We start from the raw sequence: 16786 nt of genomic DNA on the forward strand, positions 1-16786 counted from the left end.
GTGGGGGGTGGGGGGGTTGGTTTTGGGGTTTTTTTGGGCCCTAACTCTCGGCCCCCCCGCCTTCCGGGGGGGCCCCCCCCCCACCGGTCGGGGGGGCCCCCCGCCCGGTAAGGCAAATAGTGAGGCGGAGTACATCCCGCGACCTGAAAGGGGAGATGGTGGGGTTTCCCGTTCGTGAGGGCTTGGCCAAGGCGCGATGCTCCGCCGTGCATCTGGAGATGCGTGACAGCTACACACCGGACGATCCGGAGTTCGCCCGTTGGCGAGCCGGCTACCGATACGACAATGACCCGGCCAAGCTGCCCGACTGGTGGGGCTCCTGGGCCGACCTGGTGGCCGAGACAACGGGCCGCGGTGTGGTCGTGCGGCGGGCCAGGATCGTCTCGGAGCCGGTGACGGACTACATCCGGTACGAGCACGACCTCACATTCGCCAACATCGCCGCAGGTGAACTGGTCCGCTGGTTGCCCCGGCGGCGGGCTGCCGACATCGCGTTGCCGGGAACGGACCTGTGGATGTTCGACGGTTCGGCCGTGCTGTTCACGTACTTCTCCGGGGCCGGAGAAGTCGTGGACAGGGAGTGGCGGACGGAATCCGCCGTCCTGGAGCTGGTCAGCTCCGCTTTCGAGTCCGTGTGGGAGCGGGCCACAGAGCACGGGGACTACAAGCCGACCTGACTCGTGATGCATGCGTCGGGACTTGACGGCACCCTTGCTCGGCGGGGTCGTGGGCGAAGCTCGCACGCATGTGCTGCCACACCATCAGCGCCACCGCACAGGAAGTCGGCTTGGGCGACTTCCTGTGCGAGATCTGGTGCCTCGCCGTGATTGCCGCTGGCGGCCGTGGTCACTCAGGTGAGTGGAGTTGCCGGGGAGTGGGAGCGCTTGTTCGAGACAAGGCGGTTTCCAGTGTTGGAAACCGCAACCACTTGTGGGTCGGCGTGGGGTCTCGGGAGCATTGTCGTGACACCAAGCCATCAAGGAGACGGCTATGAAGCTGACGCGGCTTGTAGGTTCATGCGACGACGGCGACGGCAAGTACCTCGGCGCGGATTTCCCCGACGCCTCGCGGCTCGACGAGTTCAGGGCGTACCGGGACACCGCGATGGCGCACTCCGTGCCGTTCGCGGAATGGTGGGCCCAGTACGGCGCGTGAACAGAACACAGCTCGGCACGGCGCTGCGGGCACTTCGGCAGGCTTCCGGAAGGGAGGCCAAGGCCGTCGCCCGTGGCGCCGTCATGTCTCCGAGCAAGCTCAGCAAGATCGAGACCGGCAAGGTGGCGCCCACCGTCGTGGACGTCGAGCGCATCCTCACCGCCATAGGAGTGTCGGACGAGGTCAAAGCCGAGTACATGGCCGCCGCTCGTGCGCAGGCCACGGAAGCGACGGCATGGCGCCTGGTCCGACGCCTCGGGCACCATCGGAAGCAGCAGCAGATCAAAGCGCTGGACGACGCGAGCAGGGTGCTTCGTGTGTTCCAGCCCTCCATCGTTCCCGGGTTGCTGCAGACACCCGAATACGTGCGGGCGGTGTTCGGGCGGAAGGGCCTCGGCGAGGACCAGTTGTCACGGGCGATCGCGGCGAGGCTGGCCAGGCAGTCGACGCTCTACGACGCTGCCAAGAGCGTGCGATTCGTGATCACCGAGCCCGTCCTCAGATGGCGATTGGTGCCGGCGGCGATGATGGCCGGGCAGTTGGACCGCATCGTTTCCGCATCCCGGATGTCGAACGTGGACATCCGGGTCGTGCCGCTCGACGCACCGCAGTTCGACGTGTCGGCCCACTCCTTCGTCATCCGGGACGATCGTATGGTCACGGTCGAGACCGTCCATGCCGAAGTGGCGGTCACCGATCCGCGGGACGTCGAGATCTATGTTCGGAAGTTCGACGGATTTGCGGCCGGAGCCCTCTTCGATGACGACATGCGTCACCTGGTCGAGGGCATCCGGGACGACTTCTTGAGGGAACAGGAAAGTGCCTCGTAGCGACCGCCCTCGGCCCCTACGGTGGGTGCCGCTCGACGCGAGCCGCCGTGGCTCCTGTCGAGTTGGCGGCGGCGGGCATCGATCCGGCGCGGTTCGACACGGCGGTCTGACACGCCCGGCACGGGTCGACCCCGCCTGAAGCGGGGTCGACCCATCCATCAAGGGTAGGCGCGCATGGATCACTGGCACAGGCCCGCACTTCACTGGCACTGCTACGCCTGGGTGGGCGGCAAGCGGCCCGAGGACGTCGAACGGCGGCCGCCCGAAGCGCAGAACGGCAGGCGGCCCGTCTGGAACAGTCCGGTCCCGCCCCTGGAGGTCATGCACTGGCTCGCCAAGTCGGCCGACCGGATCAGCCTCACCACCGATGACCCGGCGGGCGCGGTGGACTGGCTCGGAAAGCAGCTCGCCGACGCACCCGCACTGGAGACCGACCTTCCCGCAGCACTCCGGCTCGACTACGCCCGCGAGTTCCTCGCCGCCTACCCCCACGACGTGGTGTGGACGTACTGGACCCCGGCCCAGCAGCTCCGCTCGGTCGCCGCCGTCTCCTGCCCCCGCACCCACAACCCCACCTCGGAGACGCCCCCGCCCTGCCCGCTCGGGCGGCGGTGACGGATACCGGAGTAGGAAGTCGATGAGGCCGACTTCCTACTCCGGGGCGGCGGCCGCCAGCTCCTCGACGGTGCCGGACATGATCGTGCGGACGTGGGCGGTGATGTGCTCCGTGGGCCAGTCCCACCAGGCGGCGGCCAGGAGGCGGGTGACGTCCTCCTCGCTGTACCGGTGGCGGATCACGCGGGCCGGGTTGCCGCCGGCGATGGCGTAGGGAGGGATGTCGGCGGTGACCACGGAGCCGGTGGCGACGACGGCGCCGTGGCCGATGTGGACGCCCGGCATCACCGTGACGCCGTTGCCGAGCCAGACGTCGTGGCCCACCACCGTGTCGCCCCGGTTCGGGAGGTCGGTGAGCAGGTCGAAGTGGGCGGCCCAGGCGCCGCCCATGATGGGGAACGGGAAGGTCGACGGGCCGTCCGTACGGTGGTTGGCGCCGTTCATGATGAACCGCACGCCGGTGCCCAGGGCGCAGTACCGGCCGATGACCAGGCGCTCCGGGCCGTAGTGGTACAGCACGTTGCGGGTCTCGAACGCGGTGGGGTCGTCCGGGTCGTCGTAGTACGTGAACTCCCCGACCTCGATGAGCGGGGACGTCACCAGCGGCCGGAGCAGCACCACGCGGGGCTGCTCCGGCATCGGGTGGAGGACCCCCGGGTCGGGCGTCGGGTCAGGCATCGGCGCCGCTGTCGGGCTCGAAGCGGATGACGACGGCCTTGGACGTCGGCGTGTTGCTGATGTCGGCGGTGGAGTCCAGGGGGACCAGCACGTTGGTCTCGGGGTAGTACGCGGCGGCTCCGCCCCGCGCGACCGGGTAGTGGACGACGCGGAAATGCGGAGCGCGGCGCTCCACGCCGTCCTTCCACTCGCTGACCAGGTCGACGTACTGGCCGTCGGACAACGAGAGGGCCGCGGCGTCGGCCGGGTTGACGAGGACGACCCGCCGCCCGCCCTGGATGCCCCGGTAGCGGTCGTCCAGGCCGTAGATGGTGGTGTTGTACTGGTCGTGCGAGCGCAGCGTCTGGAGCAGCAGCCGGCCCTCCGGGACCTCCGGCGCCGTGAGCGGGTTGACCGTGAAGTTGGCCTTGCCGGTGGCGGTGGGGAAGGTGCGGGTGTCGCGCGGGCCGTGCGGGAGGGTGAAGCCGCCGGGGCGGCGGACCTTGTCGTTGAAGTCCTCGAAGCCGGGGACGACCCGGGCGATCCGGTCGCGCAGGGTGTCGTAGTCGGCGGCGAAGTCCTCCCACGGCACGGTGTCCTGCGGGCCGAGGACGGCGCGGGCGAGGCGGCAGACGATGGCGGTCTCGGAGAGCAGGCCCGGGGCCGGCGGGCGCAGGCCTCCGCGCGAGGAGTGGACCTGTCCCATCGAGTCCTCGACGGTGACGAACTGGGCGCCGCGCGCGGTGACGTCCCGGTCGGTGCGGCCGAGGGTGGGGAGGATCAGGGCGCGGGCGCCGGTGATCACGTGCGAGCGGTTGAGCTTGGTGGAGACGTGCACGGTGAGCCGGCAGCGGCGCATCGCGGCCTCGGTGACCTCGGTGTCCGGGGTGGCGGCGACGAAGTTGCCGCCCATCGCGAAGAACACGCCGATCCGGCCGTCGCGCATCGCGCGGATGGTGTCGACGGAGTCCAGGCCGTGCTCGCGCGGCGGTTCGAAGGAGAACTCCCGGCCGAGGGCGTCCAGGAAGGCGGTGGAGGGGCGTTCGAAGATGCCCATCGTCCGGTCGCCCTGGACGTTGCTGTGCCCGCGCACCGGGCAGACGCCCGCGCCCGGGCGGCCCACGTTGCCGCGCAGCAGCAGGAAGTTCACGACCTCGCGGATGGTCGGCACGGCGTGCTTGTGCTGGGTGAGGCCCATCGCCCAGCAGACGATGACCTTCTCGGAGGCGACGGTGAGCCGGGCCAGCTCCTCGATCTGCGACCACGGCAGCCCGGTGGCGGCGAGCACCTCCTCGCGGGAGGTCGACGCGGCCTCGGCGGCGAACTCCTCGAAGCCGTGGCAGTGCTCGTCGACGAAGGCGTGGTCGACGGCGTCCTCCTCCAGCAGCAGCTGGTTGAGGGCGCGGAACAGGGCGAGGTCGCCGCCGAGCCGGATCTGCAGGAAGAGGTCGGTCAGCTTGGTGCCGTGGCCGACCAGGCCGCGCGCCTGCTGCGGGTTCTTGAAGCGCTCCAGTCCGGCCTCGGGCAGCGGGTTGACGCTGACGACGGTCGCGCCGGCCCGCTTGGCCCGCTCCAGGGCGGAGAGCATCCGGGGGTGGTTGGTGCCCGGGTTCTGGCCCGCGACGATGATCAGATCGGCCTGGTAGAGGTCCTTGAGGCTGACGCTGCCCTTGCCGACGCCGAGCGTCTCGGTGAGCGCCGAGCCGGAGGACTCGTGGCACATGTTGGAGCAGTCCGGCAGGTTGTTGGTGCCGAGCCGGCGGGCGAACAGCTGGTAGGCGAACGCGGCCTCGTTGCTGGTCCGGCCCGAGGTGTAGAACGCGGCGCCGTCCGGGGTGTCCAGGGCGCGCAGCTCCTCGGCGATCAGCGCGAAGGCGTCGTCCCAGGAGACGGGGGTGTAGTGGGTGGCGCCCTCGTCGAGGAACATCGGCTGGGTGAGCCGGCCCTGCTGGCCGAGCCAGTAGCCGGAGCGCTCGGCCAGCTCGGCGACCGGGTGGGCGGCGAAGAACTCGGCGCGGATCCGGCGCTCGGTGGCCTCCTCGGCGACGGCCTTGGCGCCGTTCTCGCAGAATTCGGCGGTGTGCGTCTTCCCGGGCTCCGGCCAGGCGCAGCCGGGGCAGTCGAAGCCGTCGGGCTGGTTGACCTTGAGCAGGGTGCTCAGGGTGCGGCGGGCGCCCATCTGCTCGGTGGCCATCCGCAGGCTGTGGCCGACGGCGGGCAGCCCGGCGGCCGCGTGCTGGGGCGCGGACACCCGGGGGGCGTCCTGCGCCGGATCGCTCTGCGGGGCCTGCTTGGCCATGACTGCGCTCCTCGGCTGTGCGGGGGCCGCCGCCTCGTCGCGGTGCCTGGTCTCATCCTCGCACCCGGGGGGCCGCGGGCGGCAGGGGCGGAAAAGAGGGGAGGGCGGCCGGGGCGGGGCGCGGATAGAGTGCTGGTGCTTCGATGGGGCCGGGGGTGGGCGGGTGATGGTCGGCGACGTGCTCGACGGGCGGTACCAGCTGGTCGAGCGACTGGGCCAGGGCGGATTCGGCGTGGTGTGGAGGGCCTTCGACACCCGGATGCGGCGGCCGGTGGCGGTCAAGGTCATCAACCACCACGGCGAGGACCAGCAGAAGGCGGCGCTGCGGTTCGTCCGGGAGGCCTGCGCGGCCGGGAACCTCTCGCACCCGCACATCGTCACCGTGCACGACCTCGGCGAGGGCGAGCTGGGCGGCCGGCGGGTGACGTACCTGGTGATGGAGCTGCTCGTCGGCCGCACCCTGACCGCGGTGCTCCGGGACGGCCCGGCGGACCCGGAGCAGAGCCTGCGGTGGGGGCGGCAGATCTGCTCCGCGCTGGCCGCCGCGCACGACGCGGGGATGGTGCACCGGGACATCAAGCCCGAGAACATCATGGTCACCGAGGCCGGTGTGGCGAAGGTGCTGGACTTCGGCATCGCGCAGCTCGACATCGGGGCGGGCGGGCTGACCACCACCGGGACGGTCATCGGCAGCCCGGCGTACATGGCGCCGGAGCGCTGGACCGGGGGCCGGGTGGACGGCCGGGCGGACCTCTACGCGTTCGGCTGCGTGCTGGTCGAACTCTGCACCGGGGCACGCCCGTTCGGCGGGGACTCGACGCCGGTGCTGATGTACCAGCATCTGAACGAGCCGCCGCCGGCGCTGGATCCGGCGCCGTTCGGGCTGCCGGCGGAGCTGGCGGGGCTGGTCGCGGAGCTGCTGGCGAAGGACCCGGACGAGCGCCCGGCGGACGCCCGGGCGGTGGAGCGGCGGCTGGCGGAGCTGGAGGAGCGGCGGACGGCCGGGCCCGCCGTGCCGCCGATGCCGTCGGCGCCGCCACCCGTCGGACCGGTCGTACCGGTCGCACCCGTAGGACCGCTCGGACCGGTCGGACCGGTCGCACCCGCCGCGCTCGCCGGGCCGGTCGGGCCGGTGCTGCCGCCGCTCACCAGTCCACCGGTGACGGCCCCGCCACCCCCGCAGCCCTCGCCGCCGGAGGCCGTCCGGGCCGCCCTGCGCGCGCGCCGGGACGCCGCCTTCCGGGCGTCGACGCCCGGCGAGTCCGCCATCCAGCTCCAGGCGGTGGCCCAGGAGGCGGTGGCCGCGCTCGGCGCCACCGACCGGGAGACGCTCAACGCCTGGCGCGACTTCACCTGGTTCCTGAGCCGGGCCGGCGACCTCGACGGAGCGATCCGGCTGCTCTCCACGGTGTCCGAGGACATGCGGCTCGCCCTCGGCCAGGCCGACCCGGACACCCTCGCCGCCCGGTACCACCTGGTGTGGTGCATCGGCGAGAGCGGCGAGACGGTCAGCGCGCTGCGCCGGCTCGTCCAGCTGCTGCCGGACCTGCACGCCGCCTGGGGCGGCCACGACCCGCGGGTGCTCAAGGCGCGGCACGACCTGGCGGTGTACACGGCCAACCGGGGCGACCTGGAGGGCGCGGTGCTCCAGCTGCGCACCCTGCTGCCGGACCTCGCCCGGGCGCTCGGGGAGCACCACCCGGCGACCGTCCAGGCCTGGCAGGACCTCGCCGGCTACCAGCACCGGCTGGCCGCGGCCCCGGCCGGGCGGGCGCGCTCCGGCAGGCGGCCGCGGATGCACCCGGCGGAGGCGCTGGTCCTGATCCGCCGCCTGCTGGCCTGGGACTTCGGCTCGGAGCAGGAGGCCAACGCCTGCCTGACCGCGCTGGAGCGCGGGACCGGGATCAAGGAGGTCGGCACCTGGATCCTCTCCGCGCCGGACCACGTCACGGCCGAGGACCTGGTCGAGGAGATCTACGGGCCGTGACGGGGTCCTGAACGCGCGATCCGCAAGGGCTCAGGCCGGCACCGCCGAGTCCGCGCGGGCGAGGGCGCACAGCAGGGTCCGGGCGGCGGCGTCGTTCTGGCGGAAGCCGGGGGAGTCGGTGCGCGGGCGGGAGAAGGCGGCGGCCGCGCGCAGGCTGGTGTGCGGGCCGAGCGCGGTGCGGCGCGGGTGCGCGCCGCCGTCGAGGGCGGGGTCGACGGACGGGTCGAGGAGGCGGCTGTCCGCGGGGCGGATGGTGAGCAGGCCCGACCGGTGGGTGTACCCGGCGTCGGTGACGACCTCCTCGGCGATCCGCCCGGTGCGGTGCAGCTCGGCCAGCAGCGGGTCGCGGGTGCGGGCCAGCGCGTGCTTGGGCAGGTACGCCTCGACCAGCGCGGTGGCGGTGACGGTGTGGCCGGGCACGGTGGCGCCGGAGGCCCGCCAGGTGCCGGTGGCCTCGTCCCGGTCGACCCGGATGCCCGCGCCGAGGAAGCGGACCACCCCGGCCTCGGAGAGCGCGAGCAGCTGGCGCAGCCGGAAGCCGGGCGGGCCGGAGGCCAGGTAGCTGAAGTAGCCGAAGAACCACTCGTCGATCTCCTCGGCGACCGAGCGGGCGGTGAGCCGGCCGGAGCCGAGCAGCCGGGGCAGCTGGGCGAAGAGCGAGAGCAGGGCGAGGAAGGCGCCGAGGTCGGCGCTGTGGGCGGGGTCGGCGCGGCGGTCGGCGTCCTCGGTGATGTAGCGGCGCAGGTGCTGCTGGAGCTCCTCGGCGGAGCCGAGTTCGAGGCCGGCGAGCGGGAAGTCGAGGCGTTCCAGGTCGAGCCGGTCGGCCGGGTCGGGGACGGCCCGGGCGACCAGGGCGTTCAGCTCCGGGGACGCCCAGGGGTGGGCGTCGTAGCCGGCCAGGAACTCCGTCCAGGGCAGGGCGGTGCGCCCGGGGTGGGCGTGGAACAGTTCGTGGTAGTGGCCGAAGCCGATGTCCTTGGCCATCAGCGGCCAGGCGTCGCGCCGCAGTTCGAGCGGGCCCGGCCGGTCGAGCAGGGCGTCGACGGCGGCGGCGTCGAAGTAGCGGGGGAGCGGTGCGCGCGGGCCCTGGAGGCGGTAGTCGGTCTTGGAGTGGTAGGGGACGCCGCGCCGGGAGCCGACGTGGAGGACGGGCTCGCGGCCGGACGGGAGGTAGCGCAGGCCGCCCGCGCCGTCCGGCTCGAAGCGGCCGCCGCGGCCCTCGGTGAGCAGGGAGACCAGGTCGACGAAGGCGAGCCCGAAGCCGCGCAGCACGGTGTGCTCGCCGGGGGCTATCCGGTCGAGTTCGTCGGCCGCGTCGGCGGAGTAGGCGGGCGGCAGGTGGAGGCGGCCGTGCCGGCCGGCGAAGGCGGTGTCGGCGGCGTACCGGGGGTCGGGGGCGGAGTCGAGGTGGCCGAGGGTGAGCACGACGTGGTCGGCGGTGAGCACCCGGTCGGTGAGGTGGACCTGCTGCGGTCCGTCCGGCGGGCCCTCGACCCGGTGCGCGGTGTCCCGGTGGACGGTGACCGTGACGTGCGGCGGCAGGTCGGCGACGGCGCGCCGGAACACCCAGTCCAGGTAGGCGCTCTGGGCCCGCCGGGTGGGGAAGTCGGTGGGCGCGAGGGTGCGCAGCTCGGCCCGGACGTCCGGGTCGGCGATCTCCCGGTACGGGGCGAAGGCCCGGGGGTCCGCGGCCCACTCGGCGAGCGAGGGGCCGGGGCGGACCGGCCCGTCGATGGTCGAGCGCTCGTCGGTGAACATCGTGACGTCCTCGGCCATCGAGTTCATCCGCAGCAGCGGGGACTGCTCGTGGCGCCAGATCCGGCCGCCGCCGGGCGGGTGCGGGTCGACCAGGTGGATGTGCAGCGGCCGGTCGGCGGGCAGCAGTTCGGGCGCGTTGGCGGCGATCCGCTCCAGCACGCCGGTGCCGCGCGGCCCGGCGCCGACGACGACCAGGACGGCGCTCATCGGGCCGCCCCCTCGGCCGGGGCGTCGGCGGCGGCGCGCAGCCGCCGGTACCGTTCGCGGGCCTTCTGCAGCGGGGTGGGCGGCAGGCCCTCGCGGGTGGCGCCCTTCGCGTAGTGCCGTTCGACGTAGTACTGCCCGATCGACAGCACGGTGGTGATCACGATGTACCAGATGGTGGCGACCATCAGCATCGGGATGACCTGGTAGGACTGCAGGTAGACCAGCTGGACCGAGTAGAGCAGGTCGGAGACGGCCAGCACGCTGATGATGCTGGTCCCCTTGAGCGCGCTGATCAGCATGTTCCCGGCGGTCGGCACGATCGAGCGCATCGCCTGCGGGACGACGATCCGGCGCAGCACCCGCCACCGGCCGATGCCGAGCGCGGAGGCGGCCTCCAACTGGCCGCGGTCGACGGAGAGGATGCCGCCGCGCACCACCTCGGCGGCGTACGCGGCCTCCAGCAGGGTCAGGCCGACCACGGCGGTGAGGGTCGGGCCGAACAGGTTGACGGTGCGGACGGTGAGGAACTCCGGGCCGAACGGGATGCCGAGGCCGAGCGTCGGGTAGAGGGCGCCGATGTTGAAGAACAGCAGCAGCTGCACCAGCGCCGGGGTGGAGCGGAAGATCCAGATGTAGACCCAGCTCAGGGTGCGCAGCACCGGGTTGGCGGACAGCCGCATGGTGGCGAGGACGGTGCCGAGCAGGAAGCCCAGGCCGAGGGTGACGGCGGTCAGCCACAGGGTCAGGGTGAGGCCGTTCATGACGGAGGCGGCGGTGAACCAGTCCGCGACCACGTCCCACTGGAACGCCTTGTTGCGGGCCAGCGAGTTCACCACCATCGCGAAGAGCAGCAGGGCGGCGACGGCGGCGGCCCACTGGCCGGGGCGGCGGCGGGGGACGATCCGGGCGGTGGCGGCCGCGGCGCCGGGGCCGGGGGCGGTCGTCGGCGAGGGGGCGGCGGACTTGGTGAGGAGGCGGGCGGAGGCGGGCAGGACGTCCGGCGGGGTGGCCATGGGGAGGCTCCAGGCGGGAGGGGCGGAGTTGCGCGCGCGGGCGCACGGGGCGGGTACGGCGTGGTCACGTACGGCCGTTGCGGCCGGCCCGCGTCCCTCAACACGGCCGGCGGTGCACTGCACTCCGGCCGCGATCGTACGCGTGAGCGATCGGCCGGTGTCAAGGGTGGGGAGTCCGGTCCGGGGCGGGGCGCGGAACGTGTCGCGGGGCGACAGGAGATCGCAACACGGTGGCAACGGGGGATGGTTGACGCCGTGCGCGGTTCGCTGCTCAACTTGAGGTCATGTACGCCGAGCAGCCCCTGGTCACCCGCGACCACATCGACTTCGGTCGGGTGTGGTCCGCGGCGTGTCGCGGCTGACCCGGCAGCGGGCCGTCCGCCCGGCCCCGTCCTCCCTCGCAGGGACCTCCCTCGGTGCCCCGTCCCGGGCCGGGAGGGCCGTCAGCTCCTGACGGTCCGTCAACAGCGCGCTGCCGCCGCCCCCTCCTCCTCACCGCGTTGCGCTCCGGCATTTCCCGTCCGCCCGCGGGCCGTCACGTGCCCGCCACCGTCTCCACCGCACCACGGCCCTGCCCGCCGTACCGCCAGGGCTTTCTCCGGCCTGCCCACCCGCAGCCCACCGGACTGCGCACGACCCGAAAGGTTCCGCCACCATGCCCGTCGAATTCCTCGGCATCGCCGCCACCGCCGACGGCACCGAGACCGCCGCGCGCACCACCGCCGCGTTCGACCGCGACTACACCCTGCGGCTGGCCCGCGCCCACGAGGACAACGGCTGGGACCGGGTGCTGTTCGCCTACGGTTCCGGCGCCCCCGACCCGGCGCCCGCCGCCGCGTTCCTCGCCTCCCGCCTCGACACGCTGCAGATCCTGCTCGCCCACCGCCCGAACGTCTCGTACCCGACCTTCGCCGCCAAGACCTTCGCCACCCTGGACCGGATCAGCGAGGGCCGGCTCACCGTCCACTTCATCACCGGCGGCAACGACCACGAGCAGCAGCGCGAGGGCGACTTCCTCACCAAGGACGAGCGGTACGAGCGGACCCGGGAGTACATCGGGATCGTCAAGAAGGCCTGGACCAGCCGGGAGCCCTTCGACCACGAGGGCGCGCACTACCGCTTCAACGACTTCGTCGCCGACGTCTTCCCGGTGCAGCAGCCGCGCCCGGGCGTCTCCTTCGGCGGCTCCTCGGCGGCGGCGTACGCGGTCGGCGGCGCCGAGGCGGACGTCTACGGCCTGTGGGGCGAGCCGCTGGCCCGCACCGCCGAGCAGATCGAGCGGGTGAAGGAGGCGGCGCGCGCCGCCGGGCGCGACGACGCGCCGCGGATCCAGGTGGCGTTCCGGCCGATCATCGCCCCCACCGAGGAGCTGGCCTGGGAGAAGGCGCACCGGACGGTGGCCGCGATCCGGGCCCGCCGGGAGGGCGGCGAGCTGATCCGCGGGGGCCGCAAGGCCGGCGCCGCGTCCCCCGAGATCGTGGCACCCGAGAACGCCGGCTCGCAGCGGCTGCTGGAGATCGCCGAGGCGGGCGAGCGCTACGACCGGGCGCTGTGGACGCCGACCGCCGCCGCCACCGGCGGGGCGGGCAACTCCAACGCGCTGGTCGGCACCCCGGAGACGGTCGCCCAGGCGCTGCTCGACTACTACGACCTGGGCGTGGACATCCTCTCCGCGCGCGGTTACCACCTGGTGGACGACGCCATCGACTTCGGCCGGTACGTGATCCCGATCGTCCGCGAGGAGGTCGCCAAGCGGGACGCCGTGAAGGCGGCCGCCGAGGCCGCCCGGACCGAGCAGGCCGAGCGCGACCGGCACCAGCTGATCGCGGCCCAGGCGTGACGGCCCCGCCCGGCGCACCGGGCCTCGGCGTCGAGGTCCGCCGGGTGCGCATCGACGACCCGCTCGCCGAGCCGCTGGTGCGCGAGCTCACCGAGGAGTACGTCCGCCGCTACGGCCCCGAGGCGATCGAGGAGATGACCCGCTACCCGGCGGACAGCTGGGCCGAGCCGCACGGCGGCGTCCTGCTGCTCCTGCTGGAGGACGGCGAGCCGGTGGCCGGCGGCGCGTACAAGCGCTACGACGCGCGGACGGCCGAGGTGAAGCGGATGTGGACGCACTCGGCGCACCGCCGCCGGGGCCTGGCCACCCGGGTGCTGGCCGAACTGGAGCGGGCCGCCGCCGCGGCCGGCTACCGCCGGATCTTCCTCACCACCGGCCCGCGCCAGCCCGAGGCCCGCGGGCTCTACCTGGCCAACGGCTACACCGCGCTGTTCGACGTCGCCGCCGATCCGCTGACGATCGGCCCGCTGCCGTTCGAGAAGCACCTGCCCTGAGCACCTCCGCTCCACGACCGAAGTCCCGAAAGGCACCCCCGTGAGAACCACCACCGTCCGCCGCCGCCTGCTCGCGGCCACCGCCCTGCTGCCGGTCCTGGCGCTGGCCGCGTGCGGCTCGGACCCGAAGCCGGCGGCCGCGGCGGGCCCCGGGCAGCAGGCCGCCTCCGCCGCCGCCGAGGACCTCGTCTCCGGCCTGAAGAAGTCGGACACCGCCGCCGCGCTGCTGCCGGCCGACGTCCGGGCCGCCGGCACGGTCAAGTTCGGCTCCTCGATCGGCACCCCGCCCTCCGCGTTCTACGCCGACCAGGCCACCAAGAAGGCGGCCGGCCTGGACATCGACTTCGCCGACGCGGTGGCCAAGGTGCTCGGCCTGACCGTGCAGCGCGAGGAGGCGGCGTTCGAGACCATCCTGCCCGCGCTCGGCAGCGGCAAGTACGACGTCGGCACCGGCAACTTCGGGGTCACCGAGGCCCGGCTGAAGACGATCGACTTCGTCACCTACATCGACGACGGCCAGGGCTTCGCGGTCAAGAAGGACAACACCGCGATCCAGCCGGTCACCGACCTGCTCCAGCTCTGCGGCCTGACCATCGGCACCGGCGCCGGCACCACCTTCGAGACCACGCTCAACGCGAAGAAGAACGTCTGCACCGACGCCGGCAAGAAGCCCTACGAGGTCAAGGCGTTCAGCGACAACGGCGCCACGCTGACCAGCCTCCAGCAGGGCCGGGTGGACCTCGTCATGTCCACCATCAACGGCCTGCGCTACCAGGCCGCCCAGGAGGCCGCGGGCACGCGCTTCCTCGGCGAGTTCCACCGCCTCGACGTCGGCTTCGCGTTCAAGAAGGGCTCCCCGCTCGCCCCCGCGTTCCAGGCGGCCGTCAACGAGCTGATCAAGGAGGGGACGTACCAGCGGATCCTCAAGAAGTGGGGGGTGACGGACTCGGCCGTCAAGGAATCCCTGATCAGCCCGCCCGAGCACACGTGACCCCCTGTCCAGGGCCCCTTGGGAGGAGTCCCCCATGAGTACCGCCACCACCACCGAACCCTTCGCGAAACCCGGCGGCAGAACCGGAGCCGCCGAGGCCGCCGGCGCCGGTCCGCGCGCCCCGCTCGACCTCGCCGAGCTGGCCGGGCTGCGCACCGTCCGGGCCCGGCACCCCTGGCGCTGGGCGGCCGGCCTCGCCACCCTCGTCGTGCTGGCCCAGTTCGCCCACGGCCTGGCCACCAACCCCGGCTGGGACTGGGCGACCTTCCGGCTCTTCTTCACCGCCGACACCATCCTGCGGGCGGTCGGCCGCACCGTCGAACTCACCTTCTACGGAACCCTGCTGGGCTTCCTGCTGGGCGCCGTGGTGGCCGCGCTGCGGCTCTCCCGCAGCGCGATCCTGCAGTCCGTCGCCTGGGCCTACGTCTGGGTGTTCCGCTCGATCCCGCTGATCGTCCAGCTGGTCTTCTGGTTCAACCTCTCCTACCTCTACAAGCGGTTCGGCTTCGGCATCCCGTTCGGCCCGACCTTCGGGGACTTCGAGACGGTCGGCGTGCTGGGCGCGCTCGGCGCGGCGGTGCTCGGCCTCGGGCTGCACCAGGCCGCCTTCGCCGCCGAGATCATCCGCGGCGGCGTGATCGCCGTCGACCCCGGCCAGCGCGAGGCCGCCGCCGCGCTCGGCGTGCCGCGCTGGCGGCAGGCCTGGCGGATCGTCCTGCCGCAGGCCATGCGGGGCATCCTGCCGGCCGCCGCCAACGAGGTGATCTCGCTGTTCAAGGGCACCTCGGTGGTCTACGTGATGGCCATCGGCGAGCTCTTCTACCAGGTGCAGGTGGTGTACGGCCGCACCGGCCGGGTGGTGCCGATGCTGATGGTCGCCACCGTCTGGTACGTGCTGCTCACCACCGTGCTGTCGATCGGCCAGTACTACGTCGAGCGCTACTTCGCCCGCGGTGCCGACCGCACCCCGCCGCCCACCCCGCTCCAGCGGGCCCGGGCGCTCGTCCGGGGCCTGCGCGCCCGCACCGCCACCGCCATCGGAGGACGCTCATGACCACCCTCGTCGAGGACACCGCCGCCGAGGGGACCGGGCTGCCCGCGGCGCGGCCCATGGTGCAGGTGCGCGGCCTGTGGAAGAGCTTCGGGGTGAACGCGGTGCTGCGCGGCGTCGACCTCGACGTGCCGACCGGCTCGGTGACCGTGGTGCTCGGGCCGTCCGGCTCCGGCAAGTCCACCCTGCTGCGCTCGATCAACCACCTGGAGAAGGTGGACCGCGGCTTCGTCGCGATCGACGGCGAGCTGATCGGCTACCGCCGCTCCGGGGACAAGCTGCACGAGCTCAAGGAGCGCGAGGTCCTGCGGCAGCGGACCGGCATCGGCTTCGTCTTCCAGAACTTCAACCTCTTCCCGCACCTGACCGTGCTGGAGAACCTCACCGAGGCGCCGGTCAGCGCCCTGCGCCGGCCGAAGGCCGAGGCCCGGGCCCGCGCGCTGGAGCTGCTCGAACGGGTGGGCCTGGCCGAGAAGGCGGACGCCTACCCCCGCCAGCTCTCCGGCGGCCAGCAGCAGCGGGTGGCGATCGCCCGGGCGCTGGCGCTGGAACCGAAGGTGCTGCTGTTCGACGAGCCGACCTCGGCGCTCGACCCGGAGCTGGTCGGCGAGGTGCTGGACGTCATCAAGGACCTCGCCCGGACCGGCACCACGATGATCGTGGTCACCCATGAGATCGGCTTCGCCCGCGAGGTCGCCGACACCGTGGTCTTCATGGACGGCGGCGTCGTGGTCGAGCAGGGCCCGCCGCGGGCGGTGCTCGACGAGCCGCAGCACGAACGGACCAAGGCCTTCCTGGCCAAGGTCCTCTGACCCACCGAACCCCCCTCTCACCGGCAGGAGTCCCGCCATGTCCCTACCCCGTCGCGCCCTCGTGACCGCCGCCGCCGCGCTCGCCGCCGCCCTGACCCTGGCCGCCTGCGGCAGCACCACGGACGCCGCGGCGGACCTCGCCCCCGCCAAGGGCAGCACCGCGCCGAACGGCGCCACGGTGAACCTGTCGCCCCAGCAGAACCGGGTGACCACGGCCAAGGTGGACGCCATCGCCGCGCTGGTGCCGGAGGAGATCAGAAAGCGCGGCAAACTGACCGTGGTCGACTCGCTCGGCACCACGCCGCCGCTGGACTTCTACGCCTCCGACGACAAGACGATCATCGGCGTGGAGCCGGACATCGCCTCGCTGATCGGCAACGTGCTCGGCCTCGACGTCGAGTTCAACCCGGTCTCCTGGGAGAACATCTTCGTCGGACTGGACAGCGGCAAGTACGACGTCGGCCTCTCCAACATCACGGTCACCGAGGCCCGGAAGGAGAAGTACGACTTCGCCACGTACCGCCTCGACATCCTCGGCTTCGAGGCGAAGAAGGGCACCGGCTGGAAGATCACCGGCCCCAAGGACATCGCCGGCCGGACCGTCGCCGTCAGCTCCGGCACCAACCAGGAGAAGCTGCTCGTCGCCTGGAACGAGGAGAACGTGCGCAACGGCCTCAAGCCGGCCGACATCAAGTACTTCCAGAGCTCCTCGGACTACTACCTGGCGCTCTCCTCCGGCCGGATCGACATCTACGTCGGCCCCAACCCGGTGACCGCCTTCCACGCCGTGCAGACCGGCGAGACCGAGGTGATCGGCACCTACTCGGGCGCCGGCGCCGAGGTGCTCGGCAAGATCGGGGCCACCACCAGGAAGGACAACGGCCTGGTCCGGGCGCTGCACGGGGCGATCGACGAGGTGATCAAGAACGGGACCTACGGCCAGGTGCTGAAGCGCTGGGGCCTGGACGCCGAGGCCGTGCAGAGCTCGGAGGTCAACCCGGTCGGCCTGCCGAAGACGTAGGCCCCGACCCCCGCTCCGGCCCGGGCGCGGGGTAGTTCACCCGAACACCGTTGCCC

15 protein-coding genes are annotated in these 16786 nt (G+C 72.9%); 11 read left to right on the top strand and 4 right to left on the bottom strand.

Annotated features, from left to right (window positions below; all coding sequences use genetic code 11):
* The first annotated feature begins 155 nt into the window (after positions 1–155).
* From ACFC0B_RS27650 to ACFC0B_RS27665, 4 genes are all read left to right on the top strand, one after another.
* The gene (locus ACFC0B_RS27650; RefSeq protein ID WP_376091315.1) at positions 156–677 is read left to right on the top strand and encodes a DUF6879 family protein; all 522 of its coding nucleotides are present in this window, start codon (positions 156–158) and stop codon (positions 675–677) included.
* Positions 678–990: 313 nt separating this feature from the next.
* The gene (locus ACFC0B_RS27655; protein ID WP_376091318.1) at positions 991–1155 is read left to right on the top strand and encodes a hypothetical protein; all 165 of its coding nucleotides are present in this window, start codon (positions 991–993) and stop codon (positions 1153–1155) included.
* Positions 1152–1985, top strand: coding sequence for a helix-turn-helix domain-containing protein (locus ACFC0B_RS27660; protein ID WP_376091321.1), 834 nt, complete (start codon positions 1152–1154; stop codon positions 1983–1985). Before ACFC0B_RS27655 ends, ACFC0B_RS27660 begins: the two co-directional genes overlap by 4 nt.
* 174 nt (positions 1986–2159) lie before the next feature.
* On the top strand, positions 2160–2600 hold the full coding sequence (locus ACFC0B_RS27665; RefSeq protein WP_376091324.1) for a hypothetical protein: 441 nt from the start codon (positions 2160–2162) through the stop codon (positions 2598–2600).
* Between the two features lie 36 nt (positions 2601–2636).
* On the opposite strand, the gene ACFC0B_RS27670 is transcribed toward ACFC0B_RS27665, so the two are convergent.
* Both ACFC0B_RS27670 and ACFC0B_RS27675 read right to left on the bottom strand, forming a co-directional pair.
* Complete coding sequence (locus tag ACFC0B_RS27670; protein ID WP_376091327.1) at positions 2637–3278, bottom strand: CatB-related O-acetyltransferase; 642 nt, start codon at positions 3276–3278, stop codon at positions 2637–2639.
* Positions 3271–5556 carry an FdhF/YdeP family oxidoreductase gene (locus ACFC0B_RS27675; RefSeq protein WP_376091330.1) on the bottom strand — a complete coding sequence of 762 codons (2286 nt, stop codon included), beginning with the start codon at positions 5554–5556 and terminating at the stop codon, positions 3271–3273. The genes ACFC0B_RS27670 and ACFC0B_RS27675 overlap by 8 nt, the downstream gene beginning before the upstream one ends.
* Positions 5557–5722: 166 nt before the next feature.
* Between ACFC0B_RS27675 and ACFC0B_RS27680 the strand changes: the two genes are divergently transcribed.
* Positions 5723–7543, top strand: coding sequence for a protein kinase (locus tag ACFC0B_RS27680; RefSeq protein WP_376091333.1), 1821 nt, complete (start codon positions 5723–5725; stop codon positions 7541–7543).
* Between the two features lie 30 nt (positions 7544–7573).
* On the opposite strand, the gene ACFC0B_RS27685 is transcribed toward ACFC0B_RS27680, so the two are convergent.
* Positions 7574–9508: an FAD/NAD(P)-binding protein gene (locus tag ACFC0B_RS27685; protein WP_376091336.1), complete on the bottom strand. Its 1935-nt coding sequence runs from the start codon at positions 9506–9508 to the stop codon at positions 7574–7576.
* Positions 9505–10521: an amino acid ABC transporter permease gene (locus ACFC0B_RS27690; RefSeq protein ID WP_376091339.1), complete on the bottom strand. Its 1017-nt coding sequence runs from the start codon at positions 10519–10521 to the stop codon at positions 9505–9507. The genes ACFC0B_RS27685 and ACFC0B_RS27690 overlap by 4 nt, the downstream gene beginning before the upstream one ends.
* A 655-nt stretch (positions 10522–11176) precedes the next feature.
* Here ACFC0B_RS27690 and ACFC0B_RS27695 point away from each other — a divergent pair.
* From ACFC0B_RS27695 to ACFC0B_RS27720, 6 genes are read left to right on the top strand one after another with little or no spacing between them, the layout of a single operon-like run.
* A complete protein-coding gene (locus ACFC0B_RS27695) occupies positions 11177–12361 on the top strand; it encodes an LLM class flavin-dependent oxidoreductase (RefSeq protein WP_376091342.1) in 1185 nt (394 codons plus the stop codon).
* Entirely contained in the window at positions 12358–12855 is a 498-nt protein-coding gene (locus ACFC0B_RS27700; RefSeq protein ID WP_376091345.1) for a GNAT family N-acetyltransferase, read from the top strand. Before ACFC0B_RS27695 ends, ACFC0B_RS27700 begins: the two co-directional genes overlap by 4 nt.
* Before the next feature lie 40 nt (positions 12856–12895).
* A complete protein-coding gene (locus ACFC0B_RS27705; RefSeq protein WP_376091348.1) occupies positions 12896–13846 on the top strand; it encodes an ABC transporter substrate-binding protein in 951 nt (316 codons plus the stop codon).
* Between the two features lie 34 nt (positions 13847–13880).
* Positions 13881–14900 (top strand): amino acid ABC transporter permease, encoded by a 1020-nt coding sequence (locus ACFC0B_RS27710; protein ID WP_376091351.1) that lies wholly within the window; start codon positions 13881–13883, stop codon positions 14898–14900.
* Positions 14897–15709: an amino acid ABC transporter ATP-binding protein gene (locus tag ACFC0B_RS27715; protein ID WP_376091354.1), complete on the top strand. Its 813-nt coding sequence runs from the start codon at positions 14897–14899 to the stop codon at positions 15707–15709. Before ACFC0B_RS27710 ends, ACFC0B_RS27715 begins: the two co-directional genes overlap by 4 nt.
* A 37-nt stretch (positions 15710–15746) precedes the next feature.
* Entirely contained in the window at positions 15747–16730 is a 984-nt protein-coding gene (locus ACFC0B_RS27720; RefSeq protein ID WP_376091357.1) for an ABC transporter substrate-binding protein, read from the top strand.
* Positions 16731–16786 lie beyond the last annotated feature (56 nt).

Source organism: Kitasatospora sp. NPDC056184 (assembly GCF_042268405.1).
Taxonomy (GTDB): Bacteria; Actinomycetota; Actinomycetes; order Streptomycetales; family Streptomycetaceae; genus Kitasatospora.

What these genes read in the sequence shown, in the direction of transcription:
- ACFC0B_RS27650 (WP_376091315.1), top strand. Translation starts at nt 156, where the DNA reads ATGGTGGGGTTTCCCGTTCGTGAGGGCTTGGCCAAGGCGCGATGCTCC.
- ACFC0B_RS27685 (WP_376091336.1), bottom strand. Translation starts at nt 9,508, where the DNA reads ATGAGCGCCGTCCTGGTCGTCGTCGGCGCCGGGCCGCGCGGCACCGGC.
- ACFC0B_RS27670 (WP_376091327.1), bottom strand. Translation starts at nt 3,278, where the DNA reads ATGCCTGACCCGACGCCCGACCCGGGGGTCCTCCACCCGATGCCGGAG.
- ACFC0B_RS27690 (WP_376091339.1), bottom strand. Translation starts at nt 10,521, where the DNA reads ATGGCCACCCCGCCGGACGTCCTGCCCGCCTCCGCCCGCCTCCTCACC.
- ACFC0B_RS27665 (WP_376091324.1), top strand. Translation starts at nt 2,160, where the DNA reads ATGGATCACTGGCACAGGCCCGCACTTCACTGGCACTGCTACGCCTGG.
- ACFC0B_RS27680 (WP_376091333.1), top strand. Translation starts at nt 5,723, where the DNA reads ATGGTCGGCGACGTGCTCGACGGGCGGTACCAGCTGGTCGAGCGACTG.
- ACFC0B_RS27675 (WP_376091330.1), bottom strand. Translation starts at nt 5,556, where the DNA reads ATGGCCAAGCAGGCCCCGCAGAGCGATCCGGCGCAGGACGCCCCCCGG.
- ACFC0B_RS27710 (WP_376091351.1), top strand. Translation starts at nt 13,881, where the DNA reads ATGAGTACCGCCACCACCACCGAACCCTTCGCGAAACCCGGCGGCAGA.
- ACFC0B_RS27695 (WP_376091342.1), top strand. Translation starts at nt 11,177, where the DNA reads ATGCCCGTCGAATTCCTCGGCATCGCCGCCACCGCCGACGGCACCGAG.
- ACFC0B_RS27720 (WP_376091357.1), top strand. Translation starts at nt 15,747, where the DNA reads ATGTCCCTACCCCGTCGCGCCCTCGTGACCGCCGCCGCCGCGCTCGCC.
- ACFC0B_RS27655 (WP_376091318.1), top strand. Translation starts at nt 991, where the DNA reads ATGAAGCTGACGCGGCTTGTAGGTTCATGCGACGACGGCGACGGCAAG.
- ACFC0B_RS27715 (WP_376091354.1), top strand. Translation starts at nt 14,897, where the DNA reads ATGACCACCCTCGTCGAGGACACCGCCGCCGAGGGGACCGGGCTGCCC.